This is a genomic window from Bacteroidetes Order II. bacterium (genome assembly GCA_016788705.1).
GTDB lineage: Bacteria > Bacteroidota > Rhodothermia > Rhodothermales > UBA2364 > UBA2364.
In genome coordinates this window covers 1-18475 of the sequence record JAEUSQ010000014.1, presented here as the reverse complement: position 1 = coordinate 18475, position 18475 = coordinate 1, and the positions used below count along the sequence as shown (strand labels likewise).

At 43.4% G+C, this 18475-nt stretch carries 24 protein-coding genes; 17 read left to right on the top strand and 7 right to left on the bottom strand.

Going from position 1 to position 18475, the window contains the following annotated elements; genetic code table 11:
- The first annotated feature begins 5 nt into the window (after window positions 1-5).
- Window positions 6-779 (top strand): GNAT family N-acetyltransferase, encoded by a 774-nt coding sequence (locus tag JNN12_02360; GenBank protein MBL7977156.1) that lies wholly within the window; start codon window positions 6-8, stop codon window positions 777-779.
- Window positions 780-900: 121 nt separating this feature from the next.
- Here the strand turns inward: JNN12_02360 and JNN12_02355 are convergent, their stop codons facing one another.
- A complete protein-coding gene (locus tag JNN12_02355; protein ID MBL7977155.1) occupies window positions 901-1491 on the bottom strand; it encodes an orotate phosphoribosyltransferase in 591 nt (196 codons plus the stop codon).
- A gap of 233 nt (window positions 1492-1724) precedes the next feature.
- On the opposite strand from JNN12_02355, the gene JNN12_02350 reads away from it, so the two are divergent.
- The gene (locus JNN12_02350) at window positions 1725-2573 is read left to right on the top strand and encodes a TIM barrel protein (GenBank protein MBL7977154.1); all 849 of its coding nucleotides are present in this window, start codon (window positions 1725-1727) and stop codon (window positions 2571-2573) included.
- 7 nt (window positions 2574-2580) lie between these two features.
- Here the strand turns inward: JNN12_02350 and JNN12_02345 are convergent, their stop codons facing one another.
- A complete protein-coding gene (locus tag JNN12_02345; GenBank protein ID MBL7977153.1) occupies window positions 2581-3297 on the bottom strand; it encodes a hypothetical protein in 717 nt (238 codons plus the stop codon).
- A gap of 241 nt (window positions 3298-3538) precedes the next feature.
- Here JNN12_02345 and JNN12_02340 point away from each other — a divergent pair, with 241 nt between their 5' ends.
- Window positions 3539-4600 (top strand): hypothetical protein, encoded by a 1062-nt coding sequence (locus JNN12_02340; protein ID MBL7977152.1) that lies wholly within the window; start codon window positions 3539-3541, stop codon window positions 4598-4600.
- A 506-nt stretch (window positions 4601-5106) separates the two neighbouring features.
- On the opposite strand, the gene JNN12_02335 is transcribed toward JNN12_02340, so the two are convergent.
- From JNN12_02335 to JNN12_02320, 4 genes are all read right to left on the bottom strand, one after another.
- A complete protein-coding gene (locus tag JNN12_02335; GenBank protein MBL7977151.1) occupies window positions 5107-6660 on the bottom strand; it encodes a sodium-dependent transporter in 1554 nt (517 codons plus the stop codon).
- Between the two features lie 231 nt (window positions 6661-6891).
- The gene (locus JNN12_02330; GenBank protein MBL7977150.1) at window positions 6892-8121 is read right to left on the bottom strand and encodes a sigma-70 family RNA polymerase sigma factor; all 1230 of its coding nucleotides are present in this window, start codon (window positions 8119-8121) and stop codon (window positions 6892-6894) included.
- A gap of 10 nt (window positions 8122-8131) precedes the next feature.
- Window positions 8132-8476: a hypothetical protein gene (locus JNN12_02325; GenBank protein ID MBL7977149.1), complete on the bottom strand. Its 345-nt coding sequence runs from the start codon at window positions 8474-8476 to the stop codon at window positions 8132-8134.
- 13 nt (window positions 8477-8489) lie between these two features.
- Window positions 8490-8855 (bottom strand): hypothetical protein, encoded by a 366-nt coding sequence (locus JNN12_02320; GenBank protein MBL7977148.1) that lies wholly within the window; start codon window positions 8853-8855, stop codon window positions 8490-8492.
- A 43-nt stretch (window positions 8856-8898) separates the two neighbouring features.
- Between JNN12_02320 and JNN12_02315 the strand changes: the two genes are divergently transcribed.
- From JNN12_02315 to JNN12_02260, 12 genes are all read left to right on the top strand, one after another.
- Complete coding sequence (locus JNN12_02315; protein MBL7977147.1) at window positions 8899-9738, top strand: hypothetical protein; 840 nt, start codon at window positions 8899-8901, stop codon at window positions 9736-9738.
- Window positions 9735-10214, top strand: coding sequence for a hypothetical protein (locus JNN12_02310; GenBank protein MBL7977146.1), 480 nt, complete (start codon window positions 9735-9737; stop codon window positions 10212-10214). Before JNN12_02315 ends, JNN12_02310 begins: the two co-directional genes overlap by 4 nt.
- Before the next feature lie 131 nt (window positions 10215-10345).
- Window positions 10346-11047 carry a hypothetical protein gene (locus JNN12_02305; protein ID MBL7977145.1) on the top strand — a complete coding sequence of 234 codons (702 nt, stop codon included), beginning with the start codon at window positions 10346-10348 and terminating at the stop codon, window positions 11045-11047.
- A 1-nt stretch (window position 11048) separates the two neighbouring features.
- A complete protein-coding gene (locus tag JNN12_02300; GenBank protein MBL7977144.1) occupies window positions 11049-11534 on the top strand; it encodes a hypothetical protein in 486 nt (161 codons plus the stop codon).
- 10 nt (window positions 11535-11544) lie between these two features.
- Window positions 11545-12030 (top strand): hypothetical protein, encoded by a 486-nt coding sequence (locus JNN12_02295; GenBank protein MBL7977143.1) that lies wholly within the window; start codon window positions 11545-11547, stop codon window positions 12028-12030.
- 374 nt (window positions 12031-12404) lie between these two features.
- Window positions 12405-13280 (top strand): hypothetical protein, encoded by an 876-nt coding sequence (locus JNN12_02290; protein ID MBL7977142.1) that lies wholly within the window; start codon window positions 12405-12407, stop codon window positions 13278-13280.
- 628 nt (window positions 13281-13908) lie between these two features.
- Window positions 13909-14340 (top strand): hypothetical protein, encoded by a 432-nt coding sequence (locus JNN12_02285; GenBank protein MBL7977141.1) that lies wholly within the window; start codon window positions 13909-13911, stop codon window positions 14338-14340.
- Complete coding sequence (locus JNN12_02280; protein MBL7977140.1) at window positions 14330-14704, top strand: hypothetical protein; 375 nt, start codon at window positions 14330-14332, stop codon at window positions 14702-14704. Before JNN12_02285 ends, JNN12_02280 begins: the two co-directional genes overlap by 11 nt.
- The gene (locus tag JNN12_02275) at window positions 14704-15159 is read left to right on the top strand and encodes a hypothetical protein (protein MBL7977139.1); all 456 of its coding nucleotides are present in this window, start codon (window positions 14704-14706) and stop codon (window positions 15157-15159) included. The genes JNN12_02280 and JNN12_02275 overlap by 1 nt, the downstream gene beginning before the upstream one ends.
- Window positions 15160-15324: 165 nt before the next feature.
- Entirely contained in the window at window positions 15325-15882 is a 558-nt protein-coding gene (locus JNN12_02270; GenBank protein ID MBL7977138.1) for a hypothetical protein, read from the top strand.
- On the top strand, window positions 15879-16067 hold the full coding sequence (locus tag JNN12_02265; GenBank protein ID MBL7977137.1) for a hypothetical protein: 189 nt from the start codon (window positions 15879-15881) through the stop codon (window positions 16065-16067). Before JNN12_02270 ends, JNN12_02265 begins: the two co-directional genes overlap by 4 nt.
- Window positions 16067-16555 carry a HEAT repeat domain-containing protein gene (locus JNN12_02260; protein MBL7977136.1) on the top strand — a complete coding sequence of 163 codons (489 nt, stop codon included), beginning with the start codon at window positions 16067-16069 and terminating at the stop codon, window positions 16553-16555. The genes JNN12_02265 and JNN12_02260 overlap by 1 nt, the downstream gene beginning before the upstream one ends.
- Here JNN12_02260 and JNN12_02255 read toward each other — a convergent pair.
- A complete protein-coding gene (locus JNN12_02255; protein ID MBL7977135.1) occupies window positions 16542-17135 on the bottom strand; it encodes a DUF4291 domain-containing protein in 594 nt (197 codons plus the stop codon). The two genes, JNN12_02260 and JNN12_02255, sit on opposite strands and share 14 nt — an antisense overlap.
- A gap of 360 nt (window positions 17136-17495) precedes the next feature.
- On the opposite strand from JNN12_02255, the gene JNN12_02250 reads away from it, so the two are divergent.
- Both JNN12_02250 and JNN12_02245 read left to right on the top strand, forming a co-directional pair.
- Window positions 17496-17645, top strand: a complete 150-nt coding sequence (locus JNN12_02250; GenBank protein MBL7977134.1) for a hypothetical protein — start codon at window positions 17496-17498, stop codon at window positions 17643-17645.
- 25 nt (window positions 17646-17670) lie between these two features.
- Window positions 17671-18423, top strand: coding sequence for an alpha/beta hydrolase (locus JNN12_02245; GenBank protein ID MBL7977133.1), 753 nt, complete (start codon window positions 17671-17673; stop codon window positions 18421-18423).
- Window positions 18424-18475: the final 52 nt, after the last annotated feature.

Below are 18475 nucleotides of genomic sequence, written 5' to 3'. Positions count from 1 at the left end.
AGGCCATGCACCTACGCCTTGCGGAAGGTTTAACGATACTCGAACACCACCACCAGCCCTTTGTCAAGTTGTTTGAACACGGGACGTTGGTGGTGGAACTTTATGCACCTCAACAGCAGGACTTGCAAACCCCACATACCCGCGACGAATTGTATGTGGTGGCAAGTGGTACTGGTTGGTTTGTAAATGGCGACCAAAAGCATCCATTTGGCCCAAACGATGTTTTGTTTGTTCCGGCTGGCGTGGTGCATCGGTTCGAGGACTTTTCAGATGATTTTTCGGCTTGGGTGATGTTTTATGGCCCTGAAGGGGGGGAGCCAGCTTTGCCTCCTCTCCACTTACGTCTGGTATCCAATGAAAGCGAATGGCAGTCCGTTAAGCACATCCGGACGGAAGTATTTATTCTGGAGCAGGCTTGTCCACCGGAAGAAGAATGGGATTTGTTTGATGAAACGGCAACGCATATTTTGGGTACGGTAAATGGTGTCCCCGCAGCCTGTGCAAGATGGCGCACCGTGAAAAGTGGGGATGGAGATGGCCTTGCCAAATTAGAGCGATTTGCATTATTAACCCCCTTTCGGGGCAAAGGCTATGGTCGCCAAATAGTTGAATGGACAATAGACCAGGCCGAAAAAGCGGGATATTCGGTACAGATAATACATGCGCAAGCGCACCTACAAGCCTTTTATAATACACTCGGATTTCGGCCGATTGGCAAATTATTTGATGAAGCAGGTATCCCACATATCCGAATGTTTCGAAAAGGATCACGCGCTTAGGCAAGTGATATATTCACCTGCTGGATCTACGCCAATGATGCAAGAAGTGAGACGTCCTTATGCGTTGTGAAGGGCAAATGTTCCATAAGCAAGTTCTGGTACGTCGTTCTCGCTACCATCCTTAGACCGGACTGCTATCCGAGGTACTCTTTTCGTCGTCATTTTTATTACGAAGATTCAGGTCTAACAATGAGTCCACCCAAACCCCTTCGTTTTGCAAGGTTTCTTTTCCATTACCCCATGTGAAACAGAAAAGGGTAAAAAGACCCACAACTTTAAATCCATCCTCACGCAGTAATTTAATGGCCAGACGTGCATTTTTGCCGCTGTTCAGGACGTCGTCTAACAACACCACAGGTTCATTCCGGTTGATAGGGCCTTCCACCAAGCGACGACGGCCATATGCCTTGCGGGTTTCGCGTACAAATCCACCTTTAAACCCCATTTCAGGTCCCGAACTCAGTACTGAACACACCAATGGAAAGGAACCATACCCCAGGCCAACCACCTGATGTACTTCCTTCTTTGCTAAACGTTTTGCCAAAACGCCCCCGACCTCATTAAAAAAAACGGCATCCAACATCGGGGTTCGGGTATCCAACATCCAACGAATGGGCAATCCTGCTGGATCGGTAATGGCTTCCTGTTCGCTACGAACCATGGCTTGCTGATAGAGTCGGTTGCCAAGGTCAATCAATTCGGTCTCGGTCATGTCAGAACATTTTGGGTTATATCATAGGAAGATACAAAAACCATGCGCGAATTGTATTCTCAGAACAGGAAAAAGCGGGTTTTCCCATAAAAAACCTGATCTGGGAGCAGGGGCAAAAGATTGGTGGAATGTTCTGGTGGTTGTGCTGGTCTGTATTTTCCATCCGTCTATTCATGCTTTTGAGGGCAAATACTTTTATATTGCTTTAACAAACCTGTAAAAACCAAAAGAACATGCAAAGCAGACGTACCGCGCTTAAGCAATCTATTTTATTGGCAACCGCTCCTCTGGGGGTATTTGCCGAGAATGGTCCCTTGAAAGGTCGTATCCGACATTCCGTATGCAGATGGTGCTATGGGCAAATACCATTGGATACGTTTTGTCGTCAAGTCAAGGCTTTGGGCTTAGAAGCCATAGACTTGGTAGGGGAGGCCGACTGGCCCGTGCTCAAAAAGCATGGTTTAACATGTTCGATGGTGAATGGGGCGGAAATTAGCCTTACCCGTGGCTTTAATGACCCCGCCCTCCATGATGAATTGGTACGACGATATGAAGACCTGATCCCGAAAGCGGCTGCAAATGGTTATAAACAAGTGATCTGTTTCTCCGGAAATCAAAACAGCCTTTCGGACGAAGAAGGCATTCAAAATATGGCCTCCGGTATCCGACGTTTATTGCCGTTGGCTGAACGTGCGGGTATTACGCTGGTTCTGGAAATGCTAAATAGTCGCATAGATCACAAAGGGTATCAAGCAGATACCACCGAATGGGGCGTGGGGGTTTGTAACCAGTTGGAGGACCATCCCAATTTTAAACTGCTCTATGACGTTTATCACATGCAGATCATGGAGGGCGACCTCATCCGCACGATCCGGAAACATCAAAAACATCTCGCGCACTTCCACACAGGAGGGAATCCGGGCAGAAATGAGATCAATCAGACGCAGGAAATTTACTATCCTATCATCATGAAGACGCTCTTGGAGATCGGGTATAAGGGCTATGTAGCACAGGAGTTTATCCCCAAAAGTAAAAACCCAATGGCATCCCTACAAGAAGGTATTCGGATTTGTGACGTTTAAGTACGGGTCATTCTGCGGGGTGTAGCTGGTTGCCGACGATCTTCCACATCCGATGGAGGCGGGCAACAGGTGGTTTTTGTTGTTCGGTGGCTCGATACCGTAAAATAGTTATGTGGGGACTACGCTCCGCTTGCTCAAGCTCCCACATCGTCAGGTCCTTGGGTAGTTGGTGACGGTGCTGCGGTAAGGTAAAGGTATCCGCCAACCGACAAGGCCCTTTTTTCCATGTCTTCCCCCCATTTGTCGTGCTTTGGCGCATAAGGTGTTCTGCATCAGCGCCAGGGTTGCACGTCAGATAGACCTCGCCCTTCTGTGCGGAGGTGAAGTACATCCGGACTGGAACATCGGAGTGATCCGATTTGGGTATTGCTGTACGCCTAGTCCAGGTAGCACCGCCATCTAAGGTGCGAAAAAGTTGTACTTCACCTGGTCCTTCCATCGTAAACAGCACAAGCGCAAATCCAGTTTTGGCATTCAAGAAGTGCATTTCCCAGACTTGACTGGAACCTACGGGGGTCATGACCTCGCGCCACGTTTTTCCACCGTCTTTGGTGCGGAGTAAAACTGAGCGCAAAGGGCCAGGCCCTAAACCCCAAACGCCATACAAAAATGCCTCAAGGTGGCTCCGGCCCAAAATATCCACATAGAGCGAAACGGTATTGTCTTCTGTTAGTTGTTGTACCACCTCTCGCTCGTCCGCAGTAACGGGCTTAAATGAAACCATTGTATTTTGAGCAGATACAACCAGTGTACCGCATAAGGCGAAAAATGCGATTAGGGGAAACGGCTTAGGAAAGTACATAGCGAATAGCGATTGATTGGAAAAATAACAAGTCGGAAACCTGATGTTTTTTTATAAACGCACTATTTGGTATTTTTGTTTGCCAAGTCTTTAAAATGTCTTGGAGATATAACTGGAATTGGATAACTTATTTTCTTCCCCTTCAACCTAATCCCCCAAAAATATGGACCGTAGAAATTCGCTGAAACTAATGGGCATGGGTGCGATGGCTTTGGCCGATCCGCAAATGGGCATGGCGGCGGCTGTTGCCAAACGCCCCATTCGGAACTGGATTTGGATTCGTCCAGATGACAAGCAGACCGATGCACAACGCCGTGACTTGTTCCGAATGTATAAACGTTATGGGATTTACGGCGTGTTTATAGAGTGGTATCACGAAGCAACCTTCCAAGCGGCAGCCAATGCAGGACTTTCTACGCACCTCTGGATGTGGACAACCAATCGGCGCGACCAATGGATTCGGGATAACCATCCGGAATGGTATGCGGTAAGTCGTAACGGAAAGTCTTGTTTTGATCAGCCGCCCTACGTGGAGTACTACCGATGGGTATGCCCGAGCCGCAAAGAAGTGGGTGATTACTTGGAGCAATTTGTCCGCGATCACCTTAAAAAGCCATACGTACAGGGCATTCATTTGGATTATGTGCGTTTCTGCGATGTGATCTTGCCAGTGGAACTTTGGCCCACCTATAACTTGGTACAAACCGAGGAATTGCCGGATTATGATTTTTGCTATTGTGATGTGTGTCGCTCGAAGTATAAGGCACAATATGGCAAAGACCCCAAGGACATTGCCTATCCATCCGACCAGTACTCGTGGCGGAAGTTTCGCTACGATGCGGTTACACAACTGGTAAATCGTTTGGCAAAGGTAGTTAGCGCACATAAAAAACCCATTACGGCTGCGGTTTTCCCAACGCCGGAAATTGCTCAGCGCATTGTGCGGCAAGATTGGACTCGTTGGAACTTGGATGCCTTCTGCCCAATGGTGTACCATAGTTTTTATTTGGAACCGGAACAGTGGATTGGCGAAGCAGTGGAGCAAGGGGTTTTTGGGCTTCGGGATACAAAGCCTCTTTATGCAGGCCTGTACTTGCCTGCCTTTGCCAATGACAACACCTTCGAAATGGGCGTGCGCTATGCGCGAAGGAACGGTGCCAGCGGAATTTCCCTCTTTGGTGATGTTACCGAGAGTCAACTGAAAATTCTGGCTGCTCTGAAGTGAGCCTACCTTGGGCTTCTCCGAGGCTACCCGCAAGGTTCCAAATAAAAGATGGTTAAATGGAGATGGGAATACGAATGGATGGGAGGAAAGTCCTGTTTTATACATCATTTTCGGGGCGATACGGAGAAGTGGTTACCCCTGTTAATGAACTAAAGCCGCCGTGTTGAGGTGCTTTGGAGCGGGAATGATTGGTTGGTGACACGCATAGGCGAGGAATATTAGGGTTTATCTGGATTTTAGGGTTACGCCTTTCCATTCTTCTGTGTTCTGTGACGCGATCAATAAAACAAGGCCCGTCAACAGTTGTTGTTGCGGGCCTTTACCTTCTCTCGTGGGTTAAACCAATCAGGTTGCGTCGAAGGATTTTATGTGCGGAGGTTCATGTTCTCCTCCTTCGTGGGGCGGTGTATTTAATACTTTTAGGAAGAAATACACCGTAATCGCAGTGATAAGGATAATGGTTGTTAACCATAAAACAAGTGCTGCAGTAGTCATGATCGTACCTCCTATGCGTTGTTAACAATATGACGGCCTTCTCGGATGCGCTTATAGTAGGCCACCCGAACGAGGTAGGCAATTCCTACAAAAAGTGCCAACAAGAGCAAGCGAGAAAGATGTACCGCTATTGGTTGTGGGTCTGTCAGTTTTTGGATGATGTCTGGAAGGCTGAAAGCAAACACGGTCAGCAAAAACACCGGCGTGATGTATTGGATGATAAACTTAAAGGCTGTCGGAACCTGAATATCTGCCCCACGATTGATCTCGTCCCAGCCGCGTTTCATGCCAAACACCCATGCAAAGAGAATGATTTCCAACAAGGCAAAAACCACCAACGAGACCGTTCCTGCCCAATAGTCATATTCGCCAAAAACGCCCTCTTTATAGAAGATAACGGTGGGCAAGCCAAGAATCAATACGGCCAGACCAAACGTCCAAGCGGACTTCTCGCGCTTCCAGCCAAATTCGTCTTGTAAGAAACCCATAATCGGGGTTCCCATGGCCAAAGAAGACGTGATTCCTGCAAAAAACAACAAGCCAAACCACATCACACCAGAAATAACACCCAAAACTGGCCCCCATTGCTGGAAGAGGTAAGGCAGGGTTTGGAAACCTAAACCAAAACCGCCCCCATTTACCACAATTTCTTTTACGCCATCTATCCCCAAATAGCCAACAGTGATCGGGATAACAATCGCGCCGCCCAAGACCACCTCAACAAATTCATTGGTCCATCCAGCGCCCATTGCATTCAACGCCACGTCGTCGCGGGAACGGAGGTAGGACGCATAGCAATGGATACTTCCCATCCCCACAGACAGGGTAAAGAAGATTTGTCCGGCGGCTGCCAACCATACTTTTGCATTCCAGATGCTATCGAATTGCGGATTCCAGAGGAAATTAAGCCCCATTGTACCGTCATTTACCGCTCCATCGCTTCCTGCGGTCAGGGTAACGCCGCGAATGGCCAAGAAAATCCCAAAAATAATGAGGAGTGGCATTCCGATTTTTGCAACGGTTTCTACCCCGCCACTCAAACCGCGAGACAGAATCCAGGTATTGAGTAGCAAGCAAAGTATATAAAATACCACTGGTTCGTAGGGAATACCCGTATGCGAAACGCCAATATCAGTGTAATCAGTAAAGAATTGTGCTACCGATGCCTGGGTACTCCCGTTGAAAGAACCGACGATTGTATGATATACATAAGACATGGTCCAAGATTCGATATAACAATAGTAGGCAGCAACGGCAAGGTTGGTGAATATCCCAAAAACACCTACGTATTTCCATAGTTTGCCATTGGGGGCCATCGAGCCAACGATGAAGGGAGTGCTGTGGTGTCCGTGTTGACCACCAAAACGGCCCATAGACCATTCTACAAAGAGCAGGGGAATGCCCATTAGTAGAAAGCAGACTAAATAGGGAATGATGAATGCACCACCGCCATTTTCAATGGCTTGCACGGGAAAGCGGAGAAAGTTTCCGAGACCAACAGCATTGCCTGCCATGGCCAGAACCAGTCCCACCCGCGAGCCCCAGGATTCTGTGTTTGTACTCATTACGGTATCTTTGTTAGGGGAAAATGAAAACAAAAGGGTTTGTAGGGTAATCTTAGATGTTGTATATAAAATAAGGACGACCCGAACCTTGTTTAAGTAACCCATGAAGAAACAAAAAAGATATAGGCGAAAGCAAGGCTTTTCTTCATTTTCCGTCCACAATCTTGGGCAAAACGGATTTTATTTTGAGCGTAGAAGGGCGATCATGCTCCCCAAGTAGCGTATCAGGCTTCAGATAAGGGCGTTTATCTTGTGCTGAATAAGCAGGCGCTCTGCTTCAGACGGCGCCTTTTCTAAGGCTTGTTCCCATGCCAAAAGTGCCTTTTCTCTTTCTCCGGCTGCAGACAATAAATAGGCACGAATGGAAAAATACAGGTGATGTGTGGAGAGCGCATCTCGATGGGGGAGGTGGTCGAAGGCTGCGAGGGCAACACGGGGGCCTTCAACCTCAGCAAGTGCAATCAAGCGGTTGAGGGAGGCTATCGGAGAGGGGGCTATTGTTTCCAAGGCATCATAATATTGCAAAATTTTGCCCCAGTTGGTTGCTTGGTAGGTAGCGGCACGGGTATGCTCCCACGAAATACCCGCCTCCAGGTGGTAGCGTGATAAATGGGTGCCCGTAGCAGCTTTGTTTAGATACGTTTTTCCAATCTCGATGAGTGCACCATTCCACAAACATCGGTTCTGATCTGGTAAAAGACACAAAGCGCCCGTTTCCGTAAGGCGGGCATGGGTGCGGGCCGCTTGAAAACACATGAGTGCAAGCAGGGCAAACGCTTCTGGTTGACGGGTTTGAGGTTGTTCAGTCAGTAAAACCCCCAGCCGGAGGGCCTCTTCCATCAACTCCTGCCGAATCACTTCATGAAGTTGATTGGATTTGTAGCCTTCATTAAAAAGGAGGTATATCGCCAACAGAACTTGCGAAAAACGCGCTGGTAGTGCACCTTGTGTCGGAACCTCGAAAGGAATGTGTTGTTTCCGAAACGTTTGGCGTGCCCGATAAAGACGCTTCTCAATATTGGCTTCGGTCGTGAGAAAAGCACGGGCAATCTCCTGAACCGAAAAACCACAAAGGTATTTGAGCATCAGGGCAATCTGCGATTCTTGCGGAAGGCTGGGGTGGCAACAAACGAACATCATACGCAAGACATCGTCTGCAAGAAGCGGATGTGCCAAAACTTCGCGCTCATGCTCCTCTGTCTCGAATGCTTCCAAGTGCTCCCACGAAAGCGGTTGTTCTCTTTTCTTGCGTCTTAGCACGTCAAGGGCCTTATTACGGGCCACCCGAAAGAGCCATGTCGAGGGGTTTTCTGGAAGACCGCGAAATCGCCAAACCTCCCATGCCTTAACAAGGGTGTCCTGAACGACATCCTCGATCAATGCAAGGTGGTGCGTTCCGAAAAAGCGGGTTAGCCGCACCACCAAACGTCCGGATTCGTGTCTGAAAAAATGTTCGTCCATTCAGGTCTTTTTACAACTGATGTACTTCACGAACTTCTACGGTTCCATCTGCTGTTTGCAAGATGGGGCAATTTTTAGATAAGGCGACAGCTTCCTTCAAATCATGGGCTTTTAAAAAGAAATATCCGCCCACCATTTCCTTCCCCTCCGTAAAAGGGCCATCAGAGACGATCTTGTGTTTGCTCCGGATCACCCGGCCTGTTGGTACAAGCGGGTCTCCACCCGTCACGCGGTCTTCGGCTAGTAGGGGCTTCATCCATTGGTCCCACAAAAGCAGTTCTTCGGCACTCGGCGCAGCGGCAGGGTTTTCTGGATCGGCTTCGCCTCCTCGGAAAAGATAAATAAAGTTTTTCATGCGTTTGTTTGTGTTAGTCATTAGAAGGATTGGGAAGTTTGATGATTTCGCGGATTTCTACAGAGCCGGTTTCATAATGCAAAATGGGGCACTCCTTTGCAAGTTCGGTGGCATGGTCTAAATCCTCTGCGCGGACCATCAAGTAGCCGCTTACGACCTCGTTACCGTCGGGATACGGGCCATCGGTCATACGTTCAAATGTCGGACCCACCACATGGCCCTCAGCAACAAGGGGTTGCCCATCTTCGAGGTTGCCGCGCTGTGCAAGGGCTTCGGTCCAAGCCATCCACCGCGCCATGTCTTCTTGTAGTTCTGCTGGCGATAAACGGGCCATTTCCTCTGGCGACTCCCGGAATAGATAAAGAAAAGGGGTTTTCATAAACGTTTTTGTTAGGTGTGTTGGGAAAATGCTCCCATGTTACATGATCATAGACGAATCATGTGCCAAAATCCGGACACCCGAAGAATTTTTTTCAGACCCATACGAGTGTCCTGTGCTGTACGGACAAATATACCCCGCATGGAGTCCATATAATTATGTGCTGAACAACTCGCTGGGCATGGTGGATCCGGATGGGAAAGAAATATGCTTGGTCTATGACAACAAAAGCAAATCTTGTACCCAACAATACAAAGCGGGGATGGATGCCGAGCAGTTTAAGGACAATAAAGACCTGTATAATTTTGTTCTAGGACTCAACAAACTTTCGACCATTGATGTGGGTGCGACCGTCATTGCCACATTGATTAAGAGCCAAGAGCGGTATATATTCTCTGATCAACGTTCTCCCCAAGGGGCATATGCTTTTGGCGGAACAACAAGAACCTTTTATATGGGTGGGTTTGGAAGTGAAGAGATGGATATTGATGACATGGTGAGGGTGGGACATGAACTTTTCCATGCTTACCAAAAAGATAAACTTGGCAGTGAATTTGGAAGTGGAATTGATATTGAAGTTGAAGGCTATCTGTTTCAATACATTATTCGTTATGGTTTGGATAACTATCGCCCTGACCCTAATGATTATATTGGCGGAAATGATGTACCAAAAGGAGAAGAATACTCTAAGGGTATGATTTCTATGGCTATAAATTATCTGGATAGAAAAGAATTTCCTATCCGTGATTTTCGCAAAGCAGCTGATAATTTTAAGGAGGGTTCAGATACGATGGGAGCATATAAAGATTTCCCAATCTACACTTATACGAAAAAACAAACGCCTGTTATTGCTTCACTTTATCATACCAAGGTAAAACAATGATGACATTAATTTTCAATAAGTATGGAAAATATTTCATTGGCTTTGGGATGGTTTTCCAATACTGCTACTCGCAAAACTGGATACTACCTACCATAGATGAGCGCCCATGCTTGCAGGTTCCAGATAGCTTGCAAATCAGTTATCATAACCGAACTCTGATTAGCTACCTTTATAAAAATTCAGAAAAGGGAGAAAATCTTCTGGTAAAAGCAAGGGTGTATTCTTATTATGATCTCAATAAGCGTAAAGAGGTTGATGTATTTGACAGGGTTGATTTATTAAAAGTTGAATACAAAAAACACCCCAATTCTTACTTGAATCCTGCTTGGTTAGAGGCTTCCTTTTATAGATATGTCTCATCCTATCCAGAAATTATTAAGAAGCGAGAAGAGTTCTTAACTTATATGTATAAAACAGACAGAGCAACCTTGTATTATTTTTCACTTGGCGTATATACCTGTTCTCGTAAAGAATAGTCTTTCAAGGCATCGGGCGGTGGTGGTGGATCGGCTAGCGGATAAATACCTTTCTGATTTCTAATCAGCATCATGCCAGCCCTTATGGCGAATTTAAAATTCGCTACTATGTGCTCAATAACCCAATGGGCATGGTGGATCCGGATGGGAAAGAAATATGCTTGGTCTATGACAACAAAAGCAAATCTTGTACCCAGCAATACAAATCACGGATGGATGCCGAGCAGTTTAAGGACAATAAAGACCTGTATAATTTTGTTCTAGGACTCAACAAACTTGCGACCATTGATGTGGGTGCAACCGTCATTGCCACATTGATTAAGAGCCCAGAGCGGTATATATTCTCTGATCAACGTTCTCCCCAAGGGGCTTATGCTTTTGGCGGAACAACAAGAACCTTTTATATGGGTGGGCTTGGAAGTGAAGAGATGGATATTGATGACATGATGAGGGTGGGACATGAACTTTTCCATGCTTACCAAAAAGATAAACTTGGCAGTGAATTTGGAAGTGGAATTGATATTGAAGTTGAAGGGTATCTCTATGGCTACTTCATTCAGGATAGGTTATCAAATAATAAGACAACATCCATAAGGGATTACAAAGGGGGAAATGATATAGATAAAGGAGTGGCTTACAATAGAGAAATAAATACTCTATTAGAAGCGTTTCATAAAAAACAATCTTTTCCTGTGAAAGATTTTAATGATGCGGTTGGTTTGTTCAAGATGGGTTCTAAGCAAATGGGGTCTTATGCAAACTTTAAGGAATTTACCTATACCCTAACCCGCCCTCCTGTTATTACCACCTTTTACAAAAACGTAAGGAAATAAGATGAAACAACTATTTTATAGGATATGCTGCCTTAGCGGATTTAAAATCCTTTTTCTAACGAGCACATTTTGCTACGGGCAGCAACAAGAAGAACTTGATTTTTATGGTGATCCCTGCATTGTTGTGCCTGATTCCCTAAAAATAAAAAATCATGGTGAGGCAAGAATTTCTTTCTTATACAAGAAGGAAAACAACCGTATTATATACTTAAGGACTAGTGTTTATAGGTATTATGATATCAAGAAAAGGGAAGATATTTCTGTGGAAGATAACGCCAAGAATAAGTCTTTAGCCCGTCAGAATACGTATATGAACCCATTGTGGTTAGAGCAGGCTTTTTATGCTTATTATGCCCGTTATCCCGACCTGTTTTCAAAGACGGAAGCAGACCAACTTGAGATGCGTCGGCAAGAGAAAATGCCCCTTATTCTTTTTGGGTTTGTAGCCAGTACCTGTTCTCGTTATAAGTCATGGAAAAAAGAGTAAGGCTGTGAAGATGAAACAACTATTTTATAGGATATGCTGCCTTAGCGGATTTAAAATCCTTTTTTTAACGAGCACATTTTGCTACGGGCAGCAACAAGAAGAACTTGATTTTTATGGTGATCCCTGCATTGTTGTACCCGATTCCTTAAAAATAAAAAATCATGGTGAGGCAGGAATTAGATTTTTATACAAGAAGGAAAACAACCGTATTATATACTTACGAACCTATGTTTATTCGTATTATGATATCAAGAAAAGGGAAGATATTTCTGTGGAAGATAACGCCAAGAATAAGTCTTTAGCCCGTCAGAATACGTATATGAATCCATTGTGGTTAGAGCAGGCTTTTTATGCTTATTATGCCCGTTATCCCAACCTGTTTTCAAAGACGGAAGCAGACCAACTTGAGATGAGTCGGCAAGAGAAAATGCCCCTTATTCTTTTTGGGTTTTCAGCAAGGACCTGTTCTCGTTATAAGTCATGGAAAAAAGAGTAAGGCTATGAAGATGTTTTACATGTGAAGATGTTTTAGAGAGGGGTATAACGCGATAGGGCTGGCATCATTCTGATTATGGGTATATGCCAGCCCTAATTGGTTGTTTAAGACTGGCATAAGCACGCATAGAGAAATTACATCTTGGTACAATGCGATCTGTGCTAAAAGAGGGTGTAACTGCGCCCATCGAAGGCTAGAGCCTCGACCTGACGGTAAGGAACGCGATGCCGAAATCAAGCGTTAGCGCAGATTCACGAAGCGTAGCGTAGTAAACGGGATTAGATTACTTTACCTTCCGGTGAATCTGCGACTTATTCCGCTTCGCTCCATGAGTCGGCTACGCCTCGTGTGGCGCACGGTACTACGCTTCGTGGATTGGCCGCTGGCTCTCGGTGGATCCGCTGGCGGAATCTTTTGTTGATATGTCTCCATACAATTATGTAAGTAACAGCGTTACCGACAGAATTGATCCTGACGGTAAAAAAGAATTGCCCTGTTATAATGGATATATGCAAGGATCGTTGGGAGCATTCAAGATAAGAACTTGCTTGCAATCTAACAACCCTGAAGATTGGACCTATGACGATAGGATGAATAATACTGTTAGATGGCAAAATGCAAATCTCTATAATTTAGAAAACCAGCGCCATTGGGAATATCAAACTATTGAACAAAGAGCAGCTTTTTATGGTTGGTTTGATAGTTATACGGCTCGTTTAGGTTTTGAAACGCGTTGGGCAAAGGCAGCATCTAAAGTTGCAGGTTCTATCAGTTTTTTATCTGATGAGTATGAAGGATATGAAGCAGGAGCTTTACTTGGGTATAGCTCTGCTGACGCATCTCAATTTGCAAAAACAGGGAATAGAGTTATATTTGAGAATGTGTTCCCCAAACTCAAAAATCTCATTAAAGGTACTGTCTTAAAAGGACGTGATGCAAAAAGATGGGATGGTTTTACTTTGGCACAGGAACAAAGTTTAATTCAACCGTTGTATGAAAATACTAAAGCGTTTGGACTGGTTTCAGCGGCTTCAAAACAGGGTCTGGCTGGTATGTCTATTATTGCACCAATTTTAGTACCTGGTATGGCACCCTTCCCTGCCTCAGGAAATTTGATGAATGTCAAAGAAAGGTGGGCATATGGGATGCAAGCAATGGGGCATAAAGTAGCTCCTCATCAAATGCCATATCCAGGAGGAGAATACGCTTCTGGAATGATCCTGCGTAATTACATGATAAAAAGACACTGATAATTTTCTGATTCACCCTATTTAAGCTATTACAATGCAAAAAAAACTTATTTCTCATCTCGTATTATATATTTCAGCAATTGTAATACTTTATAGTTTTTATACTTATTCAAATAAAATCGTTTCTATGATCGTTGGTCAAGATATTACTAACTTGAGTGAATCTTATGAAGATAGTGTTCTTTTAATGGATACTATTCCCATGATCAAGTATCAACTGTATTTATTTTTACTTTTTATGCAATTAAGTTTATTTATATTTAGCATCTATAACAAAAACATGATCCAAAGTAGTATTCTTGTAAAATATTATATTTACTCAGCAATTTTATATAGTAGCATCACATCTATTACTCTTCTAATTGGATTAGTATTATACCATAATGTTGCTCATCGTGTTGTATAAAAACTTATTTCAAAAACGGCGCTTCTCCGAAGTACCGTTTTGCTTCGTAGCGACAACGGCAGCGGTGCGGTGTAGCGATACGGCGAAGTCATGCTACTGAGCCATTGAGATAATAAACTGAGATTATGCCAGTCCTAATTGGTTGTTTAGGGCTGGTATTTTTTCCACTTCGCTGCATCAGTCGGCTCTGCCTCGTGTGGCGCGCGGTACTATGATTCGGGGATTGGCCGCTGGCTGGCGGTGGACCCGCTGGCGGAGAAATACCCCAGCTGGTCGCCGTATAATTACGTAGGAAATTCTCCACTAAATGCCATAGACCCAGATGGGAAGCAGGTGTGTTTATATATGAATGAAAAGCGGGAGTGTGCCCTTTATTATCAAGAAGGTATGGATGCAGAACAATATAAATACAATAAATCTGTTTATAGAGCTATTAGTGAATTAAACCTAATCTCTAAATCTGAATCAGGAAACCATGTTATATCAACGCTTGTTGGGAGTAAAGAAACCTACACCTTTAATCACCAAAAGCCAGATGAGATTAATGCTTCTATGTCCTATTCTCATAAATCAAGAACGATTAAAGGAGATCTTTCAGATGATACTAAAACTGATACAAAAGCGATTGCGCACGAACTATATCATGTTTTATGAACACGATCAGAAAAATGCAACGGGACGTTTTATCAGTATGGAGGTAGAGGCTGATATTTTTAAGGTATTTGTGATGCAGGAGTTGTTTATCAACACTACTTTGCCAGGGCTATCAGGAATGCCTTTTGGTAGAAATAATAAGGAGGGTGAACTTTACCAAAGCTCAATGGTAGGATTAACAGACAAATTACAGAACCCCCAAATTGAATTTGACCATCAAAAATATAAAACAGCAATCCTGAATTTTAAAAAAGGGAGTAAGAACAATGAAAGATCTATATATAAAGATTATTTTATCAGAGTTTCTGCTCAACCATTAATAATTAGGTTTTATCATCCACAGAGGGCTAATTTTGGAATGTAATGAAAAAGTATTTACTACCTTTTATTGTTTTTTCCTTTTTCTTGGGGGCTTGTTGCTCCTCTAAAGAGGTGATACCTTCTCCTAAAGAGGCCGTCCTTTCTCCTAAAGAAGGGAGCCCTGTCGTTGTTTCAAAGCCAACTGGGCGTGTTTTGGATAAACCACCCCATTTTGTAATGCCAAACGAAATTAGAAGCCGTTTCAAAGGGTTTATGAATGGAGGTTCTGATGCTTTAGTGGTTCTTTTTCCCGATGAAACATATGAGATAAAGCGGATAAATTTTATTCAACTTTGGGATGGTAAAGGTGAAACAATTTTTTATTATAAGCATGGATTTTCTGAGCCTCCTATAGATGAAATTCTAGAAAAGTGGTTGATATCCGAATTTAAAAAAGTAAAGGTATTGATACCACCCAGTGAAAGGGTTGAGTTGATCTGGCCATTCAGGATTATATAGTTAGACTTTTAAAATAATAGCAAAGTAAGTAATTAATTCAATGAATGGCTTACTATAGGTGAGTTTCGTTGCTTAAAGTGCCAAAACATCCTTTCGGTGGATCCGCTGGCGGAGAAATACCCCGCATAGAGTCCGTATAATTATGTGCTGAACAACCCGCTGGGGATGGTGGACTTATTTGGGCTTGAACCATGTAAGAACTGGGATGTAAAGACACAGGGTTATTGCCAAGAAGTGGCCGTTGAAGCGGTCGGTTTTAGTCATGAACGGCGGGGTGAAATCAACTCAATCGCCTTTGACCTTCATGAACAACGTCAACCATCTTGGGGTTGGTCTTCCCCTCCTAGTAGTACGGATTATTTACTTGCATGGAAGCTCTGGGTTAGCGAAAATATAACAGACCCTTATGTACGAGAGTTAGTAGAAGCAGGAGAAATAGCAAACCCTGAAGGTTTAGTAGAAGATGATACCCTTCCTTTTTTATTGTCTGGCGGTGCTTTGGGGGTTGCCCAAAGGCTAGCACAAGGAGGAGGTTCTGCACTCCTTGCCACGAAGGAAGTAGCGTTTTATAGAGCAATGTCTAATGCTGAATATGCTGCATTAGAAGCCAATCAAGGCTTAACATATATGAAAGGAAAAAAGTTGTTTGTTTCTACAAAATCTGCATATTCAAGACCGTACCTACAAAAAGATGGTATGATGTATTGGTTCAGTTTAATATGAAGCCAGGTGCAATGAATTACTTTAAACAGGTTGGGGTAATGCATAGAACACCAGCGGCAAGTAAAGGATGGGCAAATAGAGGATTATTAATGTGGAAATATGAGAGAAAAGCTTGGAATTTAGGAATACAACAAAATACTCATATGTTTAATCCATGGATAAATAACTTTAAAGTAATTAAGTAATGTTTGAATTTTGGAAATTTTATAAAAAGCTTTTAAATGGTGAAATTTATTTTGATGAATTTCCTCAAGAGCGATTATTGCGTTTTAAAAAAGAAACCCTTTCTTTATTAAAAGAAAATGTCAAAAATGAAGACCAAGAGGGTTTAGAAACCACTCTATCTGTTCTTTTTTATGACGGCGCAGATGCTGATTACACAGATATTTTACTGCAACTTTTAGATGAGAAATGGCACACTTCTGAAGAGGATATTATAAGTGTTCTCGAATTGATTAAAGACCCTAAAAGCGTAGACAAATTATATGAAGTTGCTCTTGATGTTCCTGATTACGATGATATGAGAGCTATAGCCAAAAAATCTATATGGGCTTTGAGTGCTGTTAATACACCTGAAGCAATACAAAAATTAAAGCTTTTAGAAAAAGTTGATGATCCAATTATAAAAGAAAATGCAACTTTTCAACTTGAGGAAGTTCTTAAAAAGCATTAACTATTAAAGCGATATTTTCAGGCAAAGGGTAAATTTGTTCTTGTGGCAATAAATCCTTTGCCTGATTTATTTTACCCTCATTAATAAGTTGGTTGATGTGTTTGCAATTCTCTGTAATATCATCAACCTGCACAATCCAATCAGTAACATATCTTTCTACTGCAATATCTGATAAACCTATTTGAATAGAACGATAATTTAAGGGATGTAAGAAAATATCTTTTTCAGGATCCCATTGAATACGAACAGGCGAATTTTTGAGTATTTTTTTCCATGTTTCATATGATGTATGAACTGAACTATCAAAATGAGATAGGCAGGAGTTTTGTAGAGCCCATTCAAGTCCTAAACGCTTTATTTTTATTGCTAAAATGCACTCCTGATTTTCTTTGATAGCCCAACCAGAACGATACATCATCCACAGGAAAGAAGGTTTAATCCAAGTCATTCTTTCCTTTTTAAAAGGAGGAGATACAAAAGTTTGATGCTCTACTGCGGATTGAGCGATATATTTATTAAACGCTTGATAAACTGTAATGGTATTGTTATCATATACAGCTCTTACTATTCTTTCATTCATAAAGCAGCGATATTTTTTAAGATTAACGGATTTAATAAAGCTATCCAGTACGTGTAGGATATGGTTTTATTTTGTATTTTCCATACACTAAAGCAATTCAGCAGGGCTAACTGATTCCCAATGAGAAAATATAGCCAAATTATTACCAAAAGCCAACCAGTATTGGAACACGGCGTTTGGGTGTGCCGAAAAAGACCACTTTGGAAGCACCCGTTCGGTTATTCGAGAAGATGGTATGGTTATGGAGGGGCACGATTATGAGGCATGGGGTGGTATTATGCCCGGTCGTAGTTATGCGATTGGCAATCCTACAAAGGAGCGGTTCACCGCTCCGCCTTAGCGAGCGGAACAAGGAGCGCGATGCAGAGACGGGGCTTGATTACTTTATTCCGCTTCGCTCCATTGGTCGGCTTCGCCTCGTGTGGCGCACGGGTACTACGCTTCGGGGAGTGGGCGGTGGCTGTCGGTGGACCCGCTGGCGGAGAAATACCCCGCATAGAGTCCGTATAATTATGTGCTGAACAACCCGCTGGGGATGGTGGATCCGGATGGGAAAGACACTTGGTTTGTACATGGAACAATATTTGCGGATTATAGTCAAGATGATAATCATTTTCAATCGTTAGGAAAAAGATATGCAGAGGGTCATCTGCGATCATGGCAAAATGCTTTAGGAGATACAGGAGAAGGGCATTTTTCCAATTGGTCAGGTGGAAATAATGATAAAGAACGGAGGGAGGCAGCAGCTCAATTGGCATTTTCAATCATGCAAACACTACACAAAGATCCTTCCAAAACGGTTAATATCGTTGCACACAGTCATGGTGGCAATGTTGCAATTATGGCGCTTAATACACTTGCAAATGCAGGTATTAACACAAAAACGGTCGTTATGATGGGTACCCCTTCACGAGCGTACAAACTGACAGATACTGCAAGACGACATATTCAAACGACGCTCAATTTGTACAATAAATATGATGGAGTACAAACTAATGGCGGAAGTACACCAAGATTTGTAGGTGGAGATCGTCTAGGAAATCCTGTTTATACAGGCGGTTTTGAAATTGGACCTGCTGGCAGGGCACACGGAGGTTTTGATAATCGAGATGTAACTGACTTAACAGGTTTAAAATCCCTACAAGTTCCAATTTATGCAAAAGGTCGCCAAGTAGGATATAGAACACAAAACCCAGGTATATGGGACGCACATGGTGCCATGCACACCAATCAGAATGTCATGAATTTTGTCCATCAGTATTTAGTTCATCGAGGTTTAGCAAAATGAAAGTACTCAAATTAGTCAAGAGAGGGTTCTTGGGATTCATAACTTGTATAGT